This is a genomic window from Desulfobulbaceae bacterium (assembly GCA_015231515.1).
Classification (GTDB): domain Bacteria; phylum Desulfobacterota; class Desulfobulbia; order Desulfobulbales; family VMSU01; genus JADGBM01.
The window spans coordinates 1-22,507 of the sequence record JADGBM010000022.1 but is presented as its reverse complement, the minus strand read 5'-3'; the positions used below and the strand labels follow the sequence as shown (position 1 = coordinate 22,507).

Annotated in this window: 20 protein-coding genes and 2 tRNA genes; 12 read left to right on the top strand and 10 right to left on the bottom strand. The window is 43.5% G+C overall.

The features are described 5' to 3' along the window. Positions 1-79: 79 nt before the first annotated feature. Both HQK80_05680 and hemB read left to right on the top strand, forming a co-directional pair. A complete protein-coding gene (locus HQK80_05680) occupies positions 80-1,849 on the top strand; it encodes an AAA family ATPase (protein MBF0221705.1) in 1,770 nt (589 codons plus the stop codon). Between the two features lie 95 nt (positions 1,850-1,944). Further along, the gene (gene hemB, locus HQK80_05675; GenBank protein ID MBF0221704.1) at positions 1,945-2,919 is read left to right on the top strand and encodes a porphobilinogen synthase; all 975 of its coding nucleotides are present in this window, start codon (positions 1,945-1,947) and stop codon (positions 2,917-2,919) included. A gap of 126 nt (positions 2,920-3,045) precedes the next feature. Here the strand turns inward: hemB and HQK80_05670 are convergent, their stop codons facing one another. From HQK80_05670 to hisB, 3 genes are read right to left on the bottom strand one after another with little or no spacing between them, the layout of a single operon-like run. Beyond that, on the bottom strand, positions 3,046-3,774 hold the full coding sequence (locus HQK80_05670) for a tRNA 2-thiocytidine biosynthesis protein TtcA (protein ID MBF0221703.1): 729 nt from the start codon (positions 3,772-3,774) through the stop codon (positions 3,046-3,048). Positions 3,775-3,798: 24 nt separating this feature from the next. Then, positions 3,799-4,437 (bottom strand): hypothetical protein, encoded by a 639-nt coding sequence (locus HQK80_05665; GenBank protein MBF0221702.1) that lies wholly within the window; start codon positions 4,435-4,437, stop codon positions 3,799-3,801. A 26-nt stretch (positions 4,438-4,463) separates the two neighbouring features. After that, positions 4,464-5,063, bottom strand: coding sequence for an imidazoleglycerol-phosphate dehydratase HisB (gene hisB, locus HQK80_05660; GenBank protein ID MBF0221701.1), 600 nt, complete (start codon positions 5,061-5,063; stop codon positions 4,464-4,466). Between the two features lie 264 nt (positions 5,064-5,327). On the opposite strand from hisB, the gene HQK80_05655 reads away from it, so the two are divergent. The 6 genes from HQK80_05655 to HQK80_05630 all read left to right on the top strand — a co-directional run bounded on the left by HQK80_05655 (position 5,328) and on the right by HQK80_05630 (position 9,649). After that, positions 5,328-5,402, top strand: a tRNA-Gly gene (locus tag HQK80_05655). Between the two features lie 112 nt (positions 5,403-5,514). Then, on the top strand, positions 5,515-5,943 hold the full coding sequence (gene rplM, locus HQK80_05650; GenBank protein ID MBF0221700.1) for a 50S ribosomal protein L13: 429 nt from the start codon (positions 5,515-5,517) through the stop codon (positions 5,941-5,943). A 20-nt stretch (positions 5,944-5,963) separates the two neighbouring features. Next, positions 5,964-6,359 carry a 30S ribosomal protein S9 gene (rpsI, locus tag HQK80_05645; protein ID MBF0221699.1) on the top strand — a complete coding sequence of 132 codons (396 nt, stop codon included), beginning with the start codon at positions 5,964-5,966 and terminating at the stop codon, positions 6,357-6,359. A gap of 169 nt (positions 6,360-6,528) precedes the next feature. Next, a complete protein-coding gene (locus HQK80_05640; protein ID MBF0221698.1) occupies positions 6,529-7,566 on the top strand; it encodes an N-acetyl-gamma-glutamyl-phosphate reductase in 1,038 nt (345 codons plus the stop codon). A gap of 17 nt (positions 7,567-7,583) precedes the next feature. Beyond that, on the top strand, positions 7,584-8,345 hold the full coding sequence (truA, locus tag HQK80_05635) for a tRNA pseudouridine(38-40) synthase TruA (protein MBF0221697.1): 762 nt from the start codon (positions 7,584-7,586) through the stop codon (positions 8,343-8,345). Between the two features lie 98 nt (positions 8,346-8,443). Continuing rightward, the gene (locus tag HQK80_05630; GenBank protein ID MBF0221696.1) at positions 8,444-9,649 is read left to right on the top strand and encodes a pyridoxal phosphate-dependent aminotransferase; all 1,206 of its coding nucleotides are present in this window, start codon (positions 8,444-8,446) and stop codon (positions 9,647-9,649) included. Positions 9,650-9,735: 86 nt separating this feature from the next. Here the strand turns inward: HQK80_05630 and HQK80_05625 are convergent, their stop codons facing one another. From HQK80_05625 to HQK80_05615, 3 genes are all read right to left on the bottom strand, one after another. After that, on the bottom strand, positions 9,736-9,927 hold the full coding sequence (locus tag HQK80_05625; protein ID MBF0221695.1) for a hypothetical protein: 192 nt from the start codon (positions 9,925-9,927) through the stop codon (positions 9,736-9,738). A 123-nt stretch (positions 9,928-10,050) separates the two neighbouring features. Next, positions 10,051-10,779 (bottom strand): TIGR04211 family SH3 domain-containing protein, encoded by a 729-nt coding sequence (locus HQK80_05620; protein ID MBF0221694.1) that lies wholly within the window; start codon positions 10,777-10,779, stop codon positions 10,051-10,053. Positions 10,780-10,879: 100 nt separating this feature from the next. Next, positions 10,880-15,037, bottom strand: a complete 4,158-nt coding sequence (locus HQK80_05615; GenBank protein ID MBF0221693.1) for a hypothetical protein — start codon at positions 15,035-15,037, stop codon at positions 10,880-10,882. A 189-nt stretch (positions 15,038-15,226) separates the two neighbouring features. Here HQK80_05615 and HQK80_05610 point away from each other — a divergent pair, with 189 nt between their 5' ends. Beyond that, positions 15,227-15,988: a ribonuclease Z gene (locus HQK80_05610; GenBank protein ID MBF0221692.1), complete on the top strand. Its 762-nt coding sequence runs from the start codon at positions 15,227-15,229 to the stop codon at positions 15,986-15,988. Positions 15,989-16,908: 920 nt separating this feature from the next. Further along, positions 16,909-17,976, top strand: a complete 1,068-nt coding sequence (locus HQK80_05605; protein ID MBF0221691.1) for a response regulator — start codon at positions 16,909-16,911, stop codon at positions 17,974-17,976. A gap of 15 nt (positions 17,977-17,991) precedes the next feature. On the opposite strand, the gene HQK80_05600 is transcribed toward HQK80_05605, so the two are convergent. Continuing rightward, on the bottom strand, positions 17,992-19,740 hold the full coding sequence (locus HQK80_05600; GenBank protein ID MBF0221690.1) for a YgiQ family radical SAM protein: 1,749 nt from the start codon (positions 19,738-19,740) through the stop codon (positions 17,992-17,994). A gap of 36 nt (positions 19,741-19,776) precedes the next feature. Between HQK80_05600 and HQK80_05595 the strand changes: the two genes are divergently transcribed. Further along, entirely contained in the window at positions 19,777-19,983 is a 207-nt protein-coding gene (locus HQK80_05595; GenBank protein MBF0221689.1) for an RNA-binding S4 domain-containing protein, read from the top strand. 87 nt (positions 19,984-20,070) lie between these two features. On the opposite strand, the gene HQK80_05590 is transcribed toward HQK80_05595, so the two are convergent. From HQK80_05590 to HQK80_05580, 3 genes are all read right to left on the bottom strand, one after another. Further along, positions 20,071-20,436: a PilZ domain-containing protein gene (locus HQK80_05590; protein ID MBF0221688.1), complete on the bottom strand. Its 366-nt coding sequence runs from the start codon at positions 20,434-20,436 to the stop codon at positions 20,071-20,073. 339 nt (positions 20,437-20,775) lie between these two features. Next, a tRNA-His gene (locus HQK80_05585) sits at positions 20,776-20,852 on the bottom strand. A 90-nt stretch (positions 20,853-20,942) separates the two neighbouring features. Further along, positions 20,943-21,590: a zinc ribbon domain-containing protein gene (locus HQK80_05580; GenBank protein ID MBF0221687.1), complete on the bottom strand. Its 648-nt coding sequence runs from the start codon at positions 21,588-21,590 to the stop codon at positions 20,943-20,945. 367 nt (positions 21,591-21,957) lie between these two features. Between HQK80_05580 and HQK80_05575 the strand changes: the two genes are divergently transcribed. Further along, on the top strand, positions 21,958-22,507 hold a 550-nt coding region (locus HQK80_05575), incomplete at its 3' end, for an AMP nucleosidase (protein MBF0221686.1).

Here is a 22,507-nt window from a genome sequence, read left to right as displayed (position 1 = left end):
GCTTAAGTAAAAATCTAAAGCCCGCCTGTAAGGCGCTTAGTTCATATCAATATTAAAATAGAGCAGAAGAACTTACATTATGAATGACTTTAAAGACCCTGAGGAATCAAATACCCATCTGCCTGATCAGAAAGAGCTTGAAAAAGAGATTGGCGACTATCTTACCCGGAAATATGGCCAAAAGGTTAAGATTATTTCGGCTGGTTTACTTCCTCACCCTGACACGGATGGGAATAAAGAAACAACTAAGAAGGCAACTGATCTCCCTTTTGATTTCAACCTGAAACCTGAGGAGCTGGTTGCGTTTCTTGATGAATATATAATTAGGCAGCGTAAGGCTAAAGACGTTTTAGCTACCAAAATATGCACTCATTTTAATAAAATTCGTTTTTCAGCAAAAAGAGAGCATCCCTTTCGAACACCTGTTGGTTCGATAAAAAATAATATTTTGCTTATCGGCCCCACCGGGGTTGGTAAAACGTACATGGTTAAGCTGATTGCTGATAAAATTGGCGTACCCTTTGTGAAGGGTGATGCTACAAAGTTTAGTGAGACAGGCTATGTTGGCGGCGATGTTGATGACCTAGTGCGTGATCTCGTGAGGCAGGCCGACGACGACATTGGTAAAGCCCAGTTTGGGATAGTTTATGTTGATGAGATTGATAAAATTGCCCGGGCCTCAAATCGGCAGGGTTTAGATGTTTCACGCAGTGGTGTTCAGCGGGCTCTGCTTAAATTAATGGAGGAGACTGAAGTTGATATGAAGGTTCCCCATGACATGATCTCACAGATCGAAGCGATGGAGCAGTTTCGCGCCTCCGGTAAACGAGAAAAAAAGACAATTAATACCAAGAATATCCTGTTCATAATGAGTGGGGCCTTTGATGGACTGGATGAGATTATTCATAATCGTCTCCACCAGAAAACCATTGGTTTTGAAGGAGAGTTTGCCAGCAGCAAAAAAAGCAAAGATATCTTAAAGAAGGTTGCCTCTGAGGATCTGATCTCCTTCGGTTTTGAAAGTGAATTTATTGGCAGGCTGCCAATTACTTCTGTTCTGGAGAGCCTGAGCAAAGATGATCTGGTGGCTATCATGAAAAATCCTAATTGCGCCATCATCAACTCAAAGAAACAGGATTTTGTGGTGTACGGGATTAAACTCATTTTTGAGGAGAGTGTTTATACGAGGATTGCAGAACTGGCTGTTGCCGAAAACACTGGGGCTCGTGGACTGGTTAGCGTTGTTGAATCAATTTTGCTGCCCTTTGAAAAGGCACTGCCGTCAACCGATATTCAATATTTTGTTGTCGATGAGTCAGTCGTTGCTGATCCTGAGGGGCAGTTGCAGAAAATTGTTGATCATCAGGGTGAACGGCTCCGGCACCAAAAAAAATACAGCCGGTTGTTTGAAAAAGAAAAGAAAAGAGTTGTTAGGTTTCTGAAAGATAAAAAGAGTGATTTTTTTAAGAGATTCAATATACCTTTTAGCGCTGAACGAAGGGCCTTGATTGCTCAGCATATTATTGAAGAAAACTCCGAGCCTGACCAGGTTTGTGAATATTTTGTCTCTCTGATTAACCATGTCAGGGGCTGGCAGGAGATTTTATCTAAACACTGCCAACTTCACATTGTCTTTGATGATAGGGCTGTTGACTACATGCTGGATCAGAAACCATGCCAGCCAGCGACCATAGATTCACTCTGCGAGAGTATTTTGAGCTCAATTGAGTACGGTGCAAAACTGCTCGTGCAGAAGAAGCATGCTCAGACAATAGTTGTGAGCGAGGATGGTGTTCGCGATCCACAGAAGTTTATTAATGAACTTGTTGAAACGAGTTTTAAGCTGTAAAATAAAAATCTCTATTTTTGAACTTTGATACGTTTTTTCTGTTTTTGACTACATAACTATAGAGAATGAACTGCAACCCTTTATAAGGACACACTATGATTTTTCCTGATTACCGCCCCCGGCGTCTTCGACAAAACGAGTTGTTTCGATCAATGGTCCGTGAAACCAGGCTTTCACCCTCCCAATTTATCTATCCCCTTTTTGTGCAACCAGGTAAGGGAGTTAAAAAGGAGATTTCGTCAATGCCTGGTGTCTTTCGTCAGTCTGTTGATCAACTGGCGGCTGAGGCTAAAGATTGTCTGGAGGCGGGCGTTAAAAGTGTGCTCCTTTTTGGCTTGCCGGCCTCCAAAGATGCTGTCGGAACAGGAGCCCACATTAAAGATGGGATTGTGCAGCAGGCTATACGAGAGTTAAAGAAAAAAGCGCCAGAGCTTATGGTTGTCACAGATGTCTGCTTATGTGAGTACACAGACCACGGGCATTGTGGAGTGATTATTAATGGTGATGTCGATAATGACGCTACACTTGAGATTCTCAGCAAAACAGCGTTGTCTCACGCCGAGGCCGGTGCGGATATGGTTGCCCCGTCAGATATGATGGATGGCCGAGTTGCTGAGATCCGAGCAACGCTTGATGAGAATAATTTCAGCAATATTCCTATTATGTCCTATGCCGTAAAATACGCATCGTCGTTTTACGGCCCATTCCGAGAGGCAGCAGATGGGGCGCCGCAATTTGGAGATAGACGCGGCTATCAAATGGATCCGGCAAACGTTCGAGAGGCATACCGTGAGGCGGCACTTGACGTGGAGGAGGGCGCTGATATCATAATGGTTAAGCCGGCAGTTGCCTATCTTGATATTATTTCAAAAATGCATGATGAGTTCGATCACCCGATTGCCGCCTATCATGTGAGTGGTGAATATGCCATGATAAAAGCCGCAGCTGCCAACGGCTGGATTGATGGTGATAAGGTGCTGATGGAGACCTTGCTAAGTATTCATCGGGCTGGCGCTGATATCATTATTACCTATGGTGCAAAAGATGCGGCCCGGATGTTGAGAAAATAGCGTTCAGCCTCCTTTGTTCTTTAGGATTACCGAGTCGCCAATTGTGATGTTTGTATCGCCATTGGCGATTTCTTTTAGGTGATCCGCCACAACATTGCACTTTACGGTTAGAAGGACAGGATGTTCTCATTGTTGCTTTAAGAGGTAATCGGTGCGAACGTTGGATAATGATGAAAAAATGGTGTTACGAAAGGACGGATTTTGTTTGTATAGGCTGTCTAGCAGTGACCGAATCTCTTCACGTTTTGATTTTTCGGACATTGGGCATGGATTTTTGACTGGTACAATGTTGGCGATAGTGGCGAGATTGTAGACCTGGGCCTTGGTTAGATAGGACATTGGGCGGATTATTTTGAGACTGTTATTGAAAAGCATCTGCTTGGGGAGCATTGTGCTGATATTCCCGCCATAAAGCATGTTGAGGAAAAACGTTTCAATAATATCATCCTTATGGTGACCAAGAACAATGGCGCTGTAGCCCTGATCTTTAGCCATGTCAAAAAGGTGATTTCGTCTAAGGCGGGCACAGTTGAAACAGGCATTGTCAGGGGCGCTGGTGTAGGAGTCGATGCCATAGGATGTTTTGGCGATCGTAAATGGTAGATTGAGGTGCTTGAGTTGCTCTTCAACTGCTTGATGGGCATTCTTCTCAAAACCAAGATCAAGGTGTACTGTCTGAATTTCGTAATGGATTGGTGCCTTGCGCCGCCAGATATCGAGAAGCCACGAAACGACCAGGCTGTCGACGCCACCGGATACGCCGATTAAGAGGCGATCGCCCTCGCTCAGCATGGTGTAGTCATGCATAGCCTTGCCAACGAGTTTATTAATGTCTTTTGGCAGGTGTGATGGCATGCTGGGCCGATTTATATCAATATATTAATCGAGTTTTGGTTTGAAAAGGTATTTGCAGTCTCCAAACGTGGCAAATATGCCTTCACGGGCGAGCTCTTCAGCAGTGACCCATTGGAGTTTACGTTTGAAGATACTTTTAAAGGACAGCAGATTATCGGTTAATGATTTTTGGGTTTCGTCATAAACCCCGGAACACAGCGTCTGGCCGTTGCCGGCATGCATAAGTCGGTAATCAAATGAGACCGAGGCGGGGTGTTGAACGGAATATTTGCCACCATCACGGTCAATGTAGCGGTTCATGTTAATTGTCATGACGGCATCCGCACCTAAATTTTTGGCAATGGAAAGTGCCTGAGCAGTCCGGTTGGCGGTATAACTGACATCAAATGAGTCGACCTTTTCATCGTTAAGGATTGTAATGTTGTTGTAATCAGTAAAATAATCATAGACTATTTCGGTGAGCACCTCGACGCCGCGTTCCTGTTTTTTCAGCTGACTATAAGAGAATGAATCTGATTTTTCCGCAACAGAAACAACTGGTAGTATTGCGATAGTAGAAATCTGTCTATCTATTTGCTGAATCTCTGTGGTGTCGGTATCTTTTGCAACACAGGCAGTGAGAATACATAAGCTGAGCAGGATGGATGAACGTAACTGTTTCAATGGTTTCACCTGGGTTGGTAGTAAAATTATAGAGTTCCTTTTGAGGATAGGGCGCCCTTCACACGGGTATCGATGGTGGTTGCAATGTCGAGTGCCTTGGCCACGGCCTTAAAAGTTGCCTCAATAATATGGTGGCTGTTTTCACCGCGAATCATATCAATATGGAGAGTCATGCCGGCGTGCAGACTAAAGGCCCTCAGGAACTCTTTGACAAGTTCGGTGTCAAAAGTGCCAACTTTAGGTTCAGGAATTGTCACCTCGTAGTGCAGGTGAGGGCGGTTTGATAGATCCATTGTCGCTCTGACTAATGCTTCATCCATTGGTACGGAGAACTCACCATAGCGTTTTATGGAGTTGTACTCATTAAGAGAGTTTTTAACCGCCTGACCTAAACAGATACCTAAATCTTCTACGGTATGATGGTCGTCAACCGCTGTGTCACCAGAGGCTTTAACGGTGAGATCAAAAAAGCCATGCACGGCAAATAAGGTAAGCATATGGTCCATGAAAGGAACACCGGTCGCGATGTCGGCTTTACCTGAACCATCTATTGAAAGAGTGAGGTCGATGTCAGTCTCTTTGGTGGTTCGTTTAATGGTGCTTTTACGTTGAGATGCAGCTGGCATTTGGTCTCCTTGGTTAGCGCATATTCGTAATAAAAAGAGGTGCGAACTCAGTCGGGCTATGTGTCTTATAAAATATACTGGGCAAGTAGTGCATATAAAATATAACAGTGAGGCAATCAAAGAATCAACTTGATTATTAAAAAAAGGATTAATAGAACCGTATAATCTTTTTGAAAGAAAAAAACAGGTTTTTATGTTGACATTGTACCCTTATGTGGGTATATAATCTTCGTTTCTGCGATGAGAATTGCTTGTTTGAAGAATGCGGGAATAACTCAGTGGTAGAGTGCAACCTTGCCAAGGTTGAAGTCGCGAGTTCAAATCTCGTTTCCCGCTCCATATTTAAAAGGTTCGAATACACTTCGAACCTTTTTTTCATTGAATTAAATTCTTTGCCCGGCTCAGTTTCTGTTAACGGCAAGGCGTAAAAATTATAGAAAAGGCGTGCACCATGAAAACTTATTTGACCCCGGTCAATGAAATCGAAAAAAAATGGTTTATAGTTGACGCTCAAGGGAAAGTACTTGGCCGTTTAGCCTCTGAGATTGCGACAATACTCAGGGGTAAAAATAAACCTACATATTCAACATTTATGGACAATGGCGACTATGTTGTTGTTGTTAATGCCGAGAAGGTTAAACTTACCGGTAATAAAATGAAGGATAAGAAATATTATCGTCACAGCGGATATATGGGTGGCTTAACCGAAACAACGGCTAGTGAGTTGCTGGAAAAGAAACCAACAGATATGCTTACTTTTGCTGTCAAAGGAATGTTGCCTAAGAACTCTCTTGGCAGACAGCAATTGAAGAAGCTTAAGGTGTATGCTGGTGTAGAGCATCCACATGAAGCGCAACAACCCGAAACCTTAGCATTATAATAGATACGGAGAAAATACCGATGGCAGATACTAATTTCTATGCAACCGGAAAACGCAAAACAGCTGTGGCGCGTGTTTGGCTGAAGCCGGGTTCAGGTGATGTTAAAGTAAATAAGTTGGATGCTGAAGTCTATTTTGGCAACATTGGTGATACCAAACAGAAGGTTGATTCTCCTTTTGTTATTACTGATACCCTTGAGAAATATGATGTTATGGCAACGCTTAAAGGTGGCGGCAAATCTGCTCAGGCAGATGCACTGCGTCATGGAATTTCCAGAGCACTTTTAGAAGTTGATGCTGAGTTTAGAGGTTCACTGAAAAAAGCCGGTTTCTTAACACGTGATTCACGCGTTAAAGAGAGAAAAAAATATGGCAAGAAGGGTGCTCGCGCCAGCTTTCAGTTTTCGAAACGTTAAAAAACAGATTTTTACTTGGTATGTATCAACAGGGAAGAGCATTTATGCTCTTCCCTGTTTTTGTTTCTGCAAATGACTGGAATGCAAATGGCGATTCGATGCATCAACTGCAAGGGGCAGCAGCTCAAGGCTTAACGCTTTCAGTCACTACTATTGTGAGGATAAAAAAATGACACGTGTTGGTATTATAGGTGCGTCTGGGTATACAGGTGTTGAGCTTGCCCGCTTACTTTCCAGGCACGGGAACGTTGAACTGACTGTGGCTACATCCCGTCAGTATGCCGGTAAAAAGCTTTCTGACGTCTACCCCAGTCTGGCGGGCTGTACTGATTTAATTTGTGAAAATAGTACAGGTGCCGATCTTGCTGCTAAAGCAGATGTTTTTTTTACTGCTGTTCCGCATCAGACTGCTATGAATATTATTCCGGGGCTGCTTGAAGCAGGGAAAAAAGTTGTCGATTTGAGCGCCGACTTCAGGCTTCACGATAGCCAGGTTTATGAGCAATGGTATCAGGTACATTGCGCAGTTGAGTATCTGGCCGAAGCTGTCTATGGCTTGCCCGAAATTCATCGACATGCGATTCCGGGTTCACGACTTATTGCCAATCCTGGTTGTTATCCTACCAGTACGATTTTGGGATTAGCGCCTCTTCTGAAAAATAAGCTTGTTGATGTGAAGACCATTATTGTTGACTCAAAGTCAGGGACTTCTGGCGCTGGGAGGAGTGCTCAAGTAGGAACATTGTACTGTGAAGTTACAGACGGTTTTCGTGCCTATAAGGTTGCCTCTCATAGGCATACCCCTGAAATTGAACAGGAGTTGAGCGAGTTAGCTGGCCAGGAGATTGTAATCTCCTTCACACCCCATTTGGTGCCCATGTCTCGAGGCATTCTCACCACAATTTATGCCACAGTGACCAGTGACCTTACAAACGAGAAACTGCAGGCGTTGTACACTGATTTCTACGCAGGTGAACGGTTTGTCCGTATCTGTCCGCGAGGAAGTTTTCCTGCCACGCAATATGTCCGGGGAAGTAATTTCTGTGATATCGCTCCTACCTATGACCCTCGTACTGGTCGGGTAATTATCGTTTCCGCCATAGATAATTTAGTTAAAGGCGCTGCCGGTCAAGCCGTGCAGAACATGAATATTATGTGTGGATTTGATGAGGCTTCCGGTCTTGAGGCTGTTCCTCTCTTTCCATAAAGAGGCCTAAGTTGTCTGTGCGATGTCTTAAGCTCATTATTGCCTTTGATGGGAGTTCTTATTGCGGCTGGCAGCGACAACTTACTGATTCCACCATTCAGAGCGTCATTGAAGGGTGCCTCAAGACTATGACCCAGGAGTCGATAACTCTTCACGGAGCAGGGCGCACAGATGCCGGAGTTCATGCCCTCGGTATGGCTGCGAGTTTTTCTACGCATTCTGCAATTGCCAGCCATGGATTGTTAAAAGGCTTAAATAGACTTTTGCCAAGGGATATTCGAATTCTTGCTGTAACTGAAGAGAGGGATGATTTTCACGCACGGTTCAGCTGTGTCGGCAAGGAGTACTGCTATAAATTTAGCTGCGCATCGATAATGTATCCAGGCGATCGGCTTTATATGGCCCATTTCCCCGGTGATTTTGACCAGAATATAGCGCAGCAGTGTCTTGATTTGCTGGTTGGAGAGCATGATTTTTTAAGTTTTGAGGCGGTCGGATCTCGAGATCGAAGTTTTGATGGTGGTCGAGGGGCAGTTCGAACTATTTTTCGGGCAGAGATTAAATGTGATCCCGCCCATGAGAGCCACTATGCTATCACAATTGCTGGCGATGGTTTTCTCCGCCATATGGTCCGTAATATTGTCGGCACAGTTATTAGAACAGCCCAGGGTAAACGCACGGTCAATGAATTTGCAGCGGTTTTTGCCTCAAAAGATAGATCTTGTGCTGATGCAACCGCTCCGGCGCACGGGTTGATTTTAACTGAAGTATTTTATTAATTGTTTTCTTTAAAACTTTGGATTAAGTAACTCATAATTTATAGATTTATTCTTAACTGTTAATTTCGGCGGCTGGCCGGCTTGGGAGATATACAAAAATGGCGACACAAATAGAAGTTGCTGAGCGTATGCGTCAGATTAAACCTTCACCGACATTAGCTGTCAATGCGAAGGCAAAGGCACTGAGGGCTGCCGGTTCCGATGTTTTGAATTTCAGTGTTGGTGAGCCTGACTTTGAAACACCTGAACATGTGTGCCTGGCAGCTAAAAAAGCAATTGACGAAGGTTTTACGCGCTATACAGCGGTACCTGGTATTATTGAACTGCGCGAAGCAATTTGTCACCGTTTTGCTGAAGACAAGGGCTGGCAGTATGAGCCTGATCAGATTCAGGTTTGCTGCGGTGGCAAGCATGGCCTCTACAACATGGGACAGGCCTTGTTCGGGCCGGGTGATGAAGTTATAATCCCAACGCCATATTGGGTATCGTATCCGCCAATAATCGAATTGGCAGGTGCCAAGCCTGTTTACCTTCAGTTAAGCGAAGAACATAATTTTGACATCCGCAAAGAAGAGCTGGATAAATGCGTCAGTAGCAAAACCAAGGGTATTATACTTAACAGCCCCTCCAACCCTACTGGAGCTATTTTTTCAAGAGCTGGTCTGGCACTCGTGGCTGAATATGCGCTTAAACACAATTTAGTCGTGATCTCTGATGATATTTATGACACAATTGTTTATTCGGAAGGTAAACTTCCGCATATTCTGGATATTTCTCCTGAACTGAAGGATCAGATAATTATTCTTAATGGCGTGAGTAAATCCTTTGCTATGACCGGCTGGCGCATTGGTTACTCCGCTGGGCCAAAGCATGTTATTGCGGCAATGAACAAAATTCAAAGTCAGAGCACTTCCAATCCAAGCTCTATCTCTCAAAAGGCGGCTCTGGCTGCTGTTTCAGGTGACCAGGGTTTCCCGGTCAGGATGAAGGAGTCATTTGAGCCACGGCTCAGATATGTTCTTGATGAGTTGCAGTCTATCGAGGGGGTCAGCTGTGTAAAGCCAAACGGGGCCTTTTATGTCTTCCCCAATTTCTCACATTATTTTGGCAGAAAATATGGTGACACTACCATTGGCAACTCTGTCGATATGTCTGATTATTTGCTCGACGAAGCCCTGATTGCTTCTGTGCCGGGGGCAGCGTTTGGTGCCGATGATTTTGTGCGGTTTTCTTTTGCAACCTCAATGGATGTTTTGGAAAAGGGTATGATCCGGCTCAAGGAAGCCCTGGCAAAATTGTCATAAAAAAGTTAGTTGTTATGAGAATGGGGTATGAATGGTTTTTACGACATTCGTACCCCTTTTTTTGATTATACGGAGATTAAGTCGTGTTATGATTTTGTTGTGAAATCCTGCTCGCAGAGTGCCCATATCCAACTGTCTAGTTTCTTTTCTTTCGATAGCGCCCTGCTGCCGCTATCAGAAAAACACTGGTATACCCATTCCTGGTTTTCGTTTGTAATCACCTTGATCAGGCCAAGTTTTGGATGCCTGAACCACCCCGGCATAATTTGTCCATCCATTTTACTAATCTCCTCCACGCCTTTATCTTGTCGATCGGACATAATTAATTAACTAACTATAATAGTTAATTAAAATAATTGATCTCTGTAAAGATAAAAATGAAAATAGTTGAACGTAGTCTGTTAAAGGGTCAACGAATTGCGTTGACGTCTCGATGATACCCGGCCAATTATCCAACCAATAATAAACACCCCACCGCCAGCGAGAAACCAGTAAAGAGCCTGCTTGTTGGCTAGATTTGTGTTCTCCCCTTCAAGAGAGGCAACCTTTGCAAGCAGTGCAGCATTATTTTTTGCAAGGAAATCACGTTCATTGGCAGTTTTGATTGTAGTCTCCGACTGACTTACTAAGGATTCATACTCTTTAGTGATTTCATCAAGTTGTTTTTGCAGGGAGATTAAGTCCGAGTTCTCAGTTTTTTTGATTAAGGAATACCTGTTTTCGACCTCGTTGATTTTTTGTTCTTTACTGGCCAATTGCTCAGCTAATTGTTTTGTTTTATTTTCGAGGTTTTCTTTATCTTTGCTAATTTTTTCAACCTGCTGAGTTAATTTGTCTACCAGAAATGCTTTTGGCGGCTTGGCAGTCGTGTATTGGGTTGGGAGCCAGCCGACAAGACCTTCCTTGGTTTCAACTTTAATGAAGTTTTCCTGTTCGTCAAGAAGTGTGAAAGAGTCTCCTGTTTTGAGCGATTTCAACGAAGCAAAAGAGTTGTCTGGGCCTTCACGTAATGAAACAACAAGAACATCAACAACGTAACGAATCTCTGCCTGTGATAGTGTCGTAATCAGTAAGGAAAGCAAGCCGGCTGTCAATATAGATACTAAACGTAACTTGATTGGGTTTTTCATTTTTATTTCCTTTATGAGCATGTTTTTTTTATATGGCCTAACAGCCCAAGATTAGTCAAGTATTTTTATGGCAAAGGGTGATGCTGGATAAAAAAATAGATCAGATAGTCTCGTGGCTGAGAATTTTAATGAGTTCGTCGGACGAAATTTTGTTTGAAAGTTCTGTCCCTTTGAGAAGGTTTTCTGCCAGTTCTCTTTTGTGCTGATGGAGTTCAACAATCTTTTCTTCGATAGTGTTTTGTGTAATTAAACGATAAATTGTGACCGGAAGTTTCTGCCCTATTCGATGAACTCGGTCAGAGGCCTGGTCTTCTACGGCTGGATTCCACCATGGGTCCATGTGGATTACATAATTTGCCGCGGTCAGGTTAAGGCCTAAGCCACCAGCTCTGAGGCTGATCAGGAAGACATCGCCTTCTCCAGCCTGGAAGGCCTTTACACAAACTCTGCGCTGAGCTGTCGAGGTGCTCCCATCTAAATATTGATAGTGTATATTGCGTGACTCTATATATTTTCTGAGGATTTTTAAGTGGTCGACAAATTGGCTGAAAACAAGAACCTTGTGACCACCGGATAATAAGTCGGTGAGTATCGAGTCAAATACTGTGAGTTTGGAGCTATTGAGTTTCAGTTCAGGCGCTATGAGATTTGGATTGCAGCACAAGCGCCGGAGTTTCATGATTTCGGCAAGGATTTTAATATGCCGATGACCGTTTGGGGACGTGTCGTTGGTCAAGTTTTCAACGGCCTCCCTCCTGTACGATTCATATAAGGTTTTCTCTTCCTCTGAAAGTTGTACCTGTAGGTTCACCTCGGTTCGAGATGGAAGTTCCTCAAGCACTTGAGTTTTCAGCCTGCGTAAAATGAAAGGTGAGACAATTTTCTTGAGTTGTTTTTGGGCATGTAGATCTGAGTTTTTTTCTATGGGCCCGGCAAAACGTTTGTTGAACTGTGATATGGAACCTAAAAGCCCTGGGTTTATAAAACGAAAAATGCTCCAGAGTTCACCGAGATTGTTTTCTAGTGGAGTGCCTGAGGTTACAACTCGATGTTTTCCATTTAAACTTAAAGCCGCTTTAAACCGTTTCGTGGTCATGTTTTTAATTGCTTGCGCCTCGTCGAGTGCGATAACCTGCCACTGGACCTCACTTAAAAGCTCTTGTTCCTGCTGAAGCAGTCCGTAGCTGGTGATGAGCACATCGTAGCTTTTAAGTTTGCGTACAGTTTTCTCGCGACCGAAAGACGGTAGGGTTACTGTGTTGAGTGTGGGTGTGAATTTTGACGCCTCATCAATCCAGTTAAAACAGACAGAGGTTGGTGCGATAACCAGGCAAGGACCATTGGGGGCCTGATCAAGGATAAACGATAAAGCCTGGATGGTTTTTCCCAGGCCCATCTCATCGGCAAGGCAAGCTCCAAAGCCAAGATAGGCGAGTTTTGACAACCATTCAAAACCAGTTTTTTGATACGTGCGCAGAGTGGTGTTAATTGTTGATGGCAGTTGAGCAATAGTATCGTTGCACTCGGCTATCTTTGATTTTAAGTCGTGCCAGTGATTGTCGGCAATAAGTGTGTCTTCCGGGAAGTCTGAGTTGTGCAGCAGCATAGCTGCAACTGGTGAGAATCGTAAGGTGTCATTATCGTTCCAGGCAATGGAGCTTATTTTTTGCAAATGTGATTTTAGCTCGGACGACAGCGCGATGTAGTTGTTTTCCGACAGGGGGATAAAGTTCGATTTGCTTTGCCTAATCCGGGCCAAAAGGTCGTTGAGGCTCAAGACGGTGTCCTCATCAATGGTCAAATCACCAGAGATTTCAAACCAATTTCGGCGCTTGTTGATCTTAAGCATGAGCTGGTTGGCATGTACGGATTGAATAATTTTTAAACGTTTGCCTTTAGGCCATTCAACGACAATTTTATCGGTCAGCAGTTCCAGTTCTTCCAAAAGTTGTAAGCAATCAGTCAAGCTCTGCAGGCTCCATTCCCACTCTCCGACTTCATTATCCTGAAGAGACGGACAGGATTGCTCCACCAGGAGAGCATTTTTCTCTTCCAGTTTAAGATTGCGAATTATCTGTATGGTTTTTCCGTCTAATTTCGAGATAATTACCTGAGCCCCATCTCCAGGTTTAAAATATCGGTTGCCATCTGTGTAAGGTTTACAGAGGAGTGAAACATTGAAGCCGGCGCCGGAAGGGGAGAGTTGGCAGTAGATGCGTTGATCAGCTTCAATGCTTTCCAATGAAAGACTGGCGGCATCGAAATTGGTATGGATATTACAGTGGTTGGCGAGACTGCCAAGGACCTGCAGGAAGGAGTTTTTTTCGTTGGCAGGGGCGTGTAAGCCGAAGGAGCCAACGATTTCAGATATTTTTCGGATTTCAGGTGTAATCGAGTAAATACCGAGGCGGTTACGGGTTTCAAAGTGCGTTACAACTCTTTGATTCTCTTCGGGGAACGGTAGGAAAAATATGTTTATGAAGTCGCGATCCTGCTGAATGTGAAGATCCGGCTGGCGCTTGATGACTTCAACTTGCACGGGGTACGGAGCCAGGTGATAGGCTAATGGGTGGTCAATAAGGGCGATAAGCGCCTGCTCAAGATCAAAGGAGTAGGTGAGGCCATGTTTCGAGTCTTTAACGTGTTTGAGTGTTGCACAAATCTGTTTGTCCTGATCCGTTAGAAAGGTTGTTTCATGGAGTACTGACAGTTTGTGAAGGGCGATACTTCTGCCTACACTCCATTGACCATCAAGATTGATTTTCTGAAGTTTTGGTATGATCTCAGTAATTTGATCGGAGTTTGTTCGTAAATACCAGACTAAGCGTGTCTGCTTGACCGGCAAGGATCGGTTATGGGTTAAAGATAATTTTTGCAGGTTTTTAAGCGCTCTTTTCCACGGAAGTTCGTAGGAAATCGAGTCTACCAGGGGTTGGCCTTTGTGGGTTGCGTTGAAATCGCTCAAGAAGTTTTTGTATTGCGGTTCTCTGGTTGTGCGGTAAAGAATTTCAGCAAATTCACGGGCAATCCACTTAAAACCAGATTTTTGGGCGGCCTCGAAGAAGTTGGCGGCCTTAATTTGTAATGCCGGAGAGAGCCGACTTTCAATCCAAAATGACCCTAGGGCGGTGACCAGGCAGTCAATGCTGGTTGGATCAGTAAAGGCATCACTGAACACAGTGAAATGTTCGGATGGGCTTTCCTGTAGATCCGCAATCTGATATATGGTGTCATACGTATGTCTAAAATTATTACCCGGTTGTAAATGGTCTAATGAAATCTGTAGTTCTCGAAGAAAGTTTAAGCGAAACTCCTTTGCATCGTGCAGGTGGGCAAAACAGTAGATAACTCCTTCAAAACCGGTGAAATAGGCCTGCTGGTTGTTGTTTGCCGTCTTTAGGGCAGCAATATCTGTTTCAAATGAAGTGCGTGCGCCATTTATGTCTCCCTGAATAAATTTGATCCAGCCATCAAGACCAAAGGCTTGTCCGTGTTCTGCGATATCTGCAAGAAATTTACTGGCATCATCAGACTCACCCTGAAACAATAACGCCGAGATATAAAGATAGGAAAAAGAGCTGTGGCGTGAAATAGGAGCCGGGGCGCCAGTAGGCGAAGGGGTTTTCAGGTAGGCAAGGACATCGTGAATTGGTTTAAGTTGATTAATGGCATCTTTAAGTATTTCGTTGAGGGCAAGAAGCTGGACGTGATCCGGCAGTGTTGCAAACCAAGTATCAGAAAAGGGATTATTGCAAATGGCCGCAATGGGATGTTCCTCTGAAGGATTTTTTTGATAATAGCCTATGAGATGTTTGTGGAATGAGTCGATGTCGCTGTTGTAGAGATCGATTCGGAGCTCACGGGATATTGAATCAGGAGAAGAGCTCTTGATTGGTTCGTTGGTAATCGTATCAATAAACTCTTGTTTTACAGCTGCCGACAGAGCCTTGAAGAAGTTTTCGTGCACTGCTTCTCTACAGATAATCTCAACCATACTGGTGTTGCATTCGTGCTTACTGTTCAGAAGCTCAGTCGATATGAGTAACTCAATTGATTTATGAATTTCACGGGAAAAATTCTGGCGATTAACGCCGGTATCAATTGAGCAGCGGTACAAACAGCGGAGCAACGATGAGACAGTTGTTGGCTCACTGATAATGGCGCTTAACTGCATAACCACTTTGGCAAAGCGCGTCAGAGCCTGATATTTGGCGTAAAGTAGCTGCTGTTTGGGCGAGAAATTTTTACAATTAGTCATTAATGGCTACTCGTGTTAACACCCTTCGTTATAACATCGGTGAAAAAGTGTCGTTGTAATGCACAGTCCAAAGAGGCATAAAATTGATTTTGAACTAAAAAGGTCTTATCCTCCCAGCGATGCTGGGTGAGGTTCAAAGGGCAAGAGCTCACTATACCGAATAAACGTAAGATCATAAAGGATTAATCGATGGAAGCACTGTTTCTTGGTGTTGGTGAAGCCTGTGACCCTGTTGAACCCAATACCTCAATTCTGGTTTTTGATTCAAAGAGAAGGGCTGGGCTTCTTTTGGATTGCGGTTTTACGACTGCACATCAATATTTTGGCCAATGTTCTGATCCTGAAGAGTTACAAGGGATATGGATCTCGCATTTTCATGGTGATCATATTTTTGGCTTGCCTTTACTGCTGTTGCAAATGAATGCGATGAAAAGGGCGGGGGAGGTACATATTTATGGCCCGCAGGGAGTAACTGCCAAGTTTGATGCGATTATGGAAATGGCATATCCTCTATGTCGAAAAAAATTTTCGTTTGACGTGGAGTGCGTTGAAATGTGTTCAGGAGACCTCGCATCAATTGGTGAGTTTGAACTCTCTGCCGCACTTGTTGATCATTCTCAGCCAGCTATGGCAGTGCGGGTTAGTTGTCAGGGGAAGGCGCTTTTTTACAGCGGGGATGGGCGTCCCACCGCATCGTCTGTGGCATTGGCTCAGGATTGTGATTTAGTTGTCCATGAGTGTTATTCATTTGAAGATAGTATTCCAGGCCACTGCAGTAGTGCTCATGTTGTCGATTTTGCCCGTGCTGTAAAATGTAAGCGTCTGGCAGTCGTTCATGTGAATGTTTTGGAGAGAAGAAGTAATCTTGCCAAGATTAAAGATAGATTGAACCAGGCCGCCGGGGATAGAGAATGGTTTGTACCGCAAGCAAATGACCGATTATGCTTTTAATAATTGATTGTGCGCGCATCTGTTTATAAAGTTGGCTATCCGGGTTTTCGTGTTGTTAGGTGATTGTGTAAGTGAAAAGTTGACTGAACTTCGTTTTGGATGAAAAGGGACACTTCCCATATTTCTTCACTCCTGTTCTGTTTCAAGTTACCTTCCCCACATGCCAAGAATCGCCCGCATCATAGCCCCTGGGAATCCCCATCACATCACCCTGCGTGGCAATAACCGTTCGGTGGTCTTTTTTGACGATGAAAACTGACATAAAATGACGCCATCCGCAAAGTTACGCTTAGCAAGGAGAGCTTTATCGATACCATAGAAAATGAACTGAACCGTAAGATCAGGGTGAAAAAAGCAGGGCGACCAAGTCGGGGTGCGGAGTGCAACAACAAATATGGGAAGTGTCCCTCTTAGTTTCCATCAGAGCCAGAAAAGAAGAAATTGAAAATTCGCGTATACAGTGCGTCAAGGCCGGCAGCGAATCGAGAATTGGAAAAATTATTCGATAAACTTAATGAGGCAAAGGTGATTTATCCTGGTACGGATCTACTTCTTGTTTATGAGCTTGCCGGCAGGCCCGCCGGATAGATATTTGCAAAAAAAATCTGTTTATGGTGCCACCGGCCATTCCCGCAGATCAAGAGTTCTGATGTTAGGAGAGCCAAAATATTTCTGACTGTTAAAGCATCCAGCTGTAAATCGGATGAGTATGGAAGAAGGGTTTCAGTAAAAAAAATACAAAAAAAAAATCAATATCTTTGACAAGCTTTGCCTGAACTCATAGAATAAGAAAATGGCGCTGAAGAGTTGGCCTCAGTGCCATTAGTTTTATAGCTTGCACTCATTGTTACTTTTATTACTGTTTTGTGAAATTTTATAAACAGCAAAGCCTACACAACTTCACGATAAAAAGTATTTATATGGCTGATCGTAATACGACCAAAAAAATTCTAATAGTTGACGATGAAGAACCTATTCGCGAGCTCATCTCACAGATTATCATGGCAGATGGATATGATACCCAAACGGCTTCGGGAGTTGATGAAGCTTTGGAGCTTCTTGGTAAGGAAGAATATTCCCTTATAATATCTGATATCAATATGCCTAATAAAACAGGGATCGATCTCCTGCGTGAAGTTTTTCTAGTGGATAGAAACATTGCAGTTCTAATGGCCACTGCTGTTGATGACCGGAAAGTGGCTGTCAACACTCTGGAACTCGGGGCATACGGCTATATTATTAAGCCGTTTGAGCGCAATGAACTATTGATTAATATCTCAAATGCCTTGCGCAGGCGCGAGCTTGAGATAGAGAACCATCTCTACAGTGATGGGCTTGAGGCGCTGGTCTATGAGCGCACCAAGAAGTTACAGCTTGCAGATGTCGAAATTCGTAACTCCCGCGAAGAGACAATTATTCGTTTGGCTAAGGCTGCTGAGTTTCGTGATAATGAGACGGCACAGCACACGATCCGAATGGGCCATTACTGTGAGGTTCTTGCCAGAAAGTCAGGCCTTAATGCCGTTTTTTGTGAGCAAATACGAATTGCCAGTCCATTGCATGATGTTGGCAAAATAGGAATCCCCGATACGATATTGCTTAAGCCGGGAGCATTAACAAAAGAAGAGTTTGATACAATAAAAACACATTCAGAAATTGGTTATCGCATATTAAAAGGATCGACCTCAGAACTACTTAACCTGGGGGCCTCAATAGCGCGAACCCATCATGAAAAGGTTGGTGGTGGAGGGTATCCACTTGGATTAGTTGGTGATACTATACCTATTGAAGGTCGCATTTCTGCTATCTGTGATGTGTTTGATGCACTTACCTCCGATCGTGTTTATAAGGCGGCAATGTCAACTGAGAAAGCAACTGAAATTCTTCGTGAGGGTAGGGGGACTCATTTTGATGCGACACTGTTGGATCGCTTTCTGGACAGTCTCGACGAGATTTTAGTTCTAAAGGTAAAATTTTCCGATAATTGAAAATCCCCGTCCGTATTATTTCCACTTTCTTATTTTTATACCATTTCCTCGGCCAGCAATACCATTACTTTTAGTACCTGGTTTTTTTGTCAGTGTTGTCTTCTGGTTTTCCTTGCGAGCAGCACTCTTTTCAACCGTCAATTTTTTGCCAGTAAATGGATCTCTTTCGGTCCAATACATAAGCGTTGAATATGTTGAAGGAGTAGGTGTGAAAATCTGGACTTGCTCTGGCGAACAGTTCAGCTCTTTGAAGCAAAAACTCTTGAGTTTAGTCATGTCCTCCAGTGTACTTCCAGGGTGTGCTGCTATAAAATAATACGTAAGAAACTGCTTTTTGCCGGCACCAGACGATAACTGATCAAATTTTTTCTTGAACTTCAGTAGTTCTGAAGAGCCAGGTTTACCCATAACGGCCAGAATTTTGTCAACTGTATGCTCTGGTGCAATTTTCATTTGGCCGGAGGTATGGTGCCGGACGATCTGCGAGAGGCACTGATCTCCACTGGAGTCGGAAGAAAGAAGGTCATAGCGGATGCCGGAGGCAACAAAAACATTTTTAATGTTGGGCAAGGTCATTATGGAGTCGAGAAGTTTAGAGTAGGGTTTATGGTTTGCTTTAAGGTTTTTACAGATCTGCGGGTACAGGCATCGTTTGTTTTTACACGCACCAATCGTAAGCTTTTGTTTGCATTCATAACCGTACATGTTTGCTGTGGGTCCACCAACGTCTGAGATATTTCCTTTGAACTCTGGATGTGCGGAAAGTTTTTTGGCCTCATTGATGATAGACTCACTGGAACGGCTGATAACTGTTCTGCCCTGATGGACGGCAATAGCACAAAAATTACACTCACCATAGCAGCCTCGATGTGTTGTGATGGCAAATTTAATGGTCTCCTGGGCCTTAACTTTACCAAGCTTCGCATAATAGGGGTGGACATTACGGGAAAAATTAATTTCATGAATGCTGTCGAGTTCATGAGTTGATAAATGGGGTGATGGAGGATTTTGAATCAGGTAGCGACTGTCGTATTGCTGGTAAAGGCCTGATGCCGTCAAGGGGTCATTGTTCTTGTAGAATTCATTAAACATCCGGCTGAACTGATCTTTGTCGGTAGTGCATTCGTCAAAAGTCGGCAGTTCGATAAAATCAGTTGGAGCTGAGCTGTCGATGTAACACAGTCCGGGTATATTTTTGGACGATTTGTCTGCTTGTAAATTGTTGGCCAGGTGATAAATTGACTTTTCAGCCATGCCGTAAATGAGGATATCGGCCTTTGAATCAAATAAAATTGATTTTCTGACCTTATCTGTCCAAAAATCATAATGGGCTATGCGCCGGAGGCTAGCCTCTATCCCCCCTAGCACAATTGGCGCAGTGTTTTTGAAGTATCGTCTGATCAGGTTAGTGTAGGCGATTACTGCCCGGTCAGGACGTTTGTCGTTAAGGCCGCCTGGGGTAAAGTCATCGGATTTACGCCGTTTCTTTGAGGCGGTGTAGTTGGCGACCATTGAGTCAATGCTGCCGCTGGTCACACCCCAGAACAGTTTTGGCTCGCCTAGACGGGTTATGTCGGCCTCCGAATTAACATCTGGCTGGGCGATAATTCCTACTTTGAAACCGTGGGAGACAAGGTGTTTACCGATTAGGGCAGCACCGATATAGGGGCTGTCGATATAGGTGTCGCCTGTCACCAGTATGATGTCAAGTTGTGGCCATTCTAAACTTTTGAGTTCTGTTAAAGTGGTGGGAAGAAAGGATATCATGGATTACTATAACCAATTATCGAGAACGCTAATATGAAAAAAATAAAAATACGAGACACGACCATACGTTTGGGGCAGTTGTTGAAGCTTGCCGATATTGCCTCGACTGGAGGTGAGGCCAAGGTCATGATTCAAGGTGGTGATGTGAGGGTTAACGGTCACGTTGAGATACGTAGAGGGGCACAGCTGACATCAGGCGACGTCGTGACGGTGGGAGAAATCTCGGTGGTGGTGGAGTAATGCGTTATCTTTTTCCTGATTAGCACTAATCTTAAGTAGCTGTTTTGGGGAAGTTACGTTGTATATCTCAAATTTCGACTTGTTTGTTCAAGCCTCTGCAATACCATAATTCTCGATAAAAATTTGCAGTTCTTGCTGTTGGATTGCTGATAACTCTTTAAACTTCATTCCAACTTTTTTGACAACTATAGTACTAAACGCTGAAAAGTCAGGGCTGTTTTCCCAGACCATGTTTATAGGAATTTTTTCCAGGTAAAACCCTTTGTTTTTTGCTTCTTTCATCAGGATATCAATATAGTCATTAGAGTTCAGCAGAGTATCTTCGCCAATATATTTAATTGCACAGCCATCGAGACTGATATCAAGAACCTGACCAAGATTATGCGGAGTAATGGCTATGGTTTTTCCTGGAACCGTGTATCGAGGAAACTGTCTGCGCTCTTTATTTGTCATTTTTTTAGTATATTTAAAGTTGCTGAATTGGTAAATTAGATAATTTCACGTAACTTCTTGCAAGAGTTGTTCCCTGCTTCTCAATAAAAAATAATCCTTATATTTCGGTTGGTTATGTCGGTTTGATGAAAAAGTGATTGTTGCCTTAACCGGGATATTCCGGAAAAACTGTTCAGTTATCCGGAATTCTATGGGTTTCAGTGGGTAATTATTTTTTCGACTTCGTCTTTCGCTCGCGCAAGAGCAAAGAGGTGGGTTCTGCCGCTTGTAATGGACCCCCCATCGGCACCCAAAACAAAAAAAGGGATTTGACATTTCTGCCAAATCCCTTGAATTTACTGGGGTGAGCGAGGGGGATCGAACCCCCGACCTTCGGAACCACAATCCGACGCTCTAACCAACTGAGCTACGCTCACCATATGGAAAATTGTCACCACTGCGATTAACGAAAACTGTTATACAAAATTGAGAATTGGATAGCAAGTATTATCCGTGTGAATTAATAATTATTTGCCACAATGTTTACAAATTGCTGCCTGTGCTTTGATGATTTCAGCACAGTGTGGACACTCCTTCTGGAAAGTTTTCTTCAGCATTTTTGAGATGCCGATATTGGCAATTTGTTGAATTTCGGTATGACGAAATTTGTGGTTGCGAATAGGATCAATACATGAAATATCGCAAATTTCCTCTAATAACTGGCAGGCTTTACGTCGTTCTTCTAAGTTTGAGTCTTCATCGGTTATAAGGAAAAGAACCGGTTCCAGATTTTTTTCCTGCACACAGGTTTTGAGCTTTTCGATAGCCGTTTTTTCGGTCTGGTAACGTGTACTTTTCTTCTTCAACGCTTCAAAATCGACAATAGACCCAGTAAAGGCTATTGGACTGCCAACCATCATCGGTGAGCCCTTCTCTTCGTTTGGAAGTTTCATGTAGCGGAACGAAGATACTTTGCCGTATTGCTCTTCCACATGTTTCCAGCCATTGACGTACAAGGAGCAGTTGTTGTTTAAGCATACAAAGAAAATGTCAGTGCCCCAGCCCAAACCATCACCGACATGCATTGGTGGAGTGTTGCAGCAACTAAGCTTCGTATTGCAGTGTGGACAGATGTGTTCTTCGTCTGCATATTTCAAACATGCATCAATACTCATTTGGTATTCCTCCATTTACAAAAAATAATTTAAATTGTTAATTAACGACAGGTGACGAGTTGTTGGTAGTCTCAAACTGAGAGGATAATGGCGGAGTCGTTCATGTACCCGGGGAGTTGCCACCAAAGATGGAAGTAATAAACATCCAGGCTGTCACAACTATGAGCAGTATGTAGAATTTGGGTATCCTGTCTAATGGTTTCATAGTATCCTGAAGGTAATGCATTAACCTTGTGAGGTCAATGTGCAAAGTTTAATAGAGTGTCGTGTAAGTCGTAGTCGATGCGTTTATTTGTTGAATGTATTATTGGCGGGCTGTCAATTGGCGTGCCGTTATTTAAAAGTCAGAAGGTAATAAGGAGGGTTGATGAGCTCGAGTCAATTAAGGCCGGATAGCTACGCACGCAATACTTTGGAACGCTATACCGGTTCGTCGGTTGAAGATTTTGGATCGTATATTCTTCTCTGTAATTTTCAGCGTTATGTTGAGGATTTTGCAAATATAACTTCATCGCCAGTTAAGTCAGGTTACTGGAATGTTGTTCATGATAATAAGTCAAATATCTCAATTATTAATCATGGGGTTGGTTCACCCTCAGCTGGCATCATCATGCATTGTTTGTCTTATCTTGATAAACTCGAATGTGTCTTAATGCTCGGAATGTGCGGTGGTATTGATGATGATGTTGATGTTGGTGATATTATAATTCCAACCGCGAGCATCCGTGATGAAGGAACAAGTAAGCATTATCTGCCCAAAGACGTGCCCGCACAACCTGGGTTCTGGATTAACCGTATTGCTGAAGAAGTTATTTGCAAGAAAACGGGAAAAAAACCAAAGTCTGGCATCATGCTCACCACGGACTACCGGATGTGGGAGTTTGATAACGAGTTTATTGAATATATACAAAAGCATC

What these genes read in the sequence shown, in the direction of transcription:
- HQK80_05680 (MBF0221705.1), top strand. Translation starts at nt 80, where the DNA reads ATGAATGACTTTAAAGACCCTGAGGAATCAAATACCCATCTGCCTGAT.
- hemB (MBF0221704.1), top strand. Translation starts at nt 1,945, where the DNA reads ATGATTTTTCCTGATTACCGCCCCCGGCGTCTTCGACAAAACGAGTTG.
- HQK80_05670 (MBF0221703.1), bottom strand. Translation starts at nt 3,774, where the DNA reads ATGCCATCACACCTGCCAAAAGACATTAATAAACTCGTTGGCAAGGCT.
- hisB (MBF0221701.1), bottom strand. Translation starts at nt 5,063, where the DNA reads ATGCCAGCTGCATCTCAACGTAAAAGCACCATTAAACGAACCACCAAA.
- rplM (MBF0221700.1), top strand. Translation starts at nt 5,515, where the DNA reads ATGAAAACTTATTTGACCCCGGTCAATGAAATCGAAAAAAAATGGTTT.
- rpsI (MBF0221699.1), top strand. Translation starts at nt 5,964, where the DNA reads ATGGCAGATACTAATTTCTATGCAACCGGAAAACGCAAAACAGCTGTG.
- HQK80_05640 (MBF0221698.1), top strand. Translation starts at nt 6,529, where the DNA reads ATGACACGTGTTGGTATTATAGGTGCGTCTGGGTATACAGGTGTTGAG.
- HQK80_05630 (MBF0221696.1), top strand. Translation starts at nt 8,444, where the DNA reads ATGGCGACACAAATAGAAGTTGCTGAGCGTATGCGTCAGATTAAACCT.
- HQK80_05625 (MBF0221695.1), bottom strand. Translation starts at nt 9,927, where the DNA reads ATGGATGGACAAATTATGCCGGGGTGGTTCAGGCATCCAAAACTTGGC.
- HQK80_05620 (MBF0221694.1), bottom strand. Translation starts at nt 10,779, where the DNA reads ATGAAAAACCCAATCAAGTTACGTTTAGTATCTATATTGACAGCCGGC.
- HQK80_05615 (MBF0221693.1), bottom strand. Translation starts at nt 15,037, where the DNA reads ATGACTAATTGTAAAAATTTCTCGCCCAAACAGCAGCTACTTTACGCC.
- HQK80_05610 (MBF0221692.1), top strand. Translation starts at nt 15,227, where the DNA reads ATGGAAGCACTGTTTCTTGGTGTTGGTGAAGCCTGTGACCCTGTTGAA.
- HQK80_05605 (MBF0221691.1), top strand. Translation starts at nt 16,909, where the DNA reads ATGGCTGATCGTAATACGACCAAAAAAATTCTAATAGTTGACGATGAA.
- HQK80_05595 (MBF0221689.1), top strand. Translation starts at nt 19,777, where the DNA reads ATGAAAAAAATAAAAATACGAGACACGACCATACGTTTGGGGCAGTTG.
- HQK80_05590 (MBF0221688.1), bottom strand. Translation starts at nt 20,436, where the DNA reads ATGACAAATAAAGAGCGCAGACAGTTTCCTCGATACACGGTTCCAGGA.
- HQK80_05580 (MBF0221687.1), bottom strand. Translation starts at nt 21,590, where the DNA reads ATGAGTATTGATGCATGTTTGAAATATGCAGACGAAGAACACATCTGT.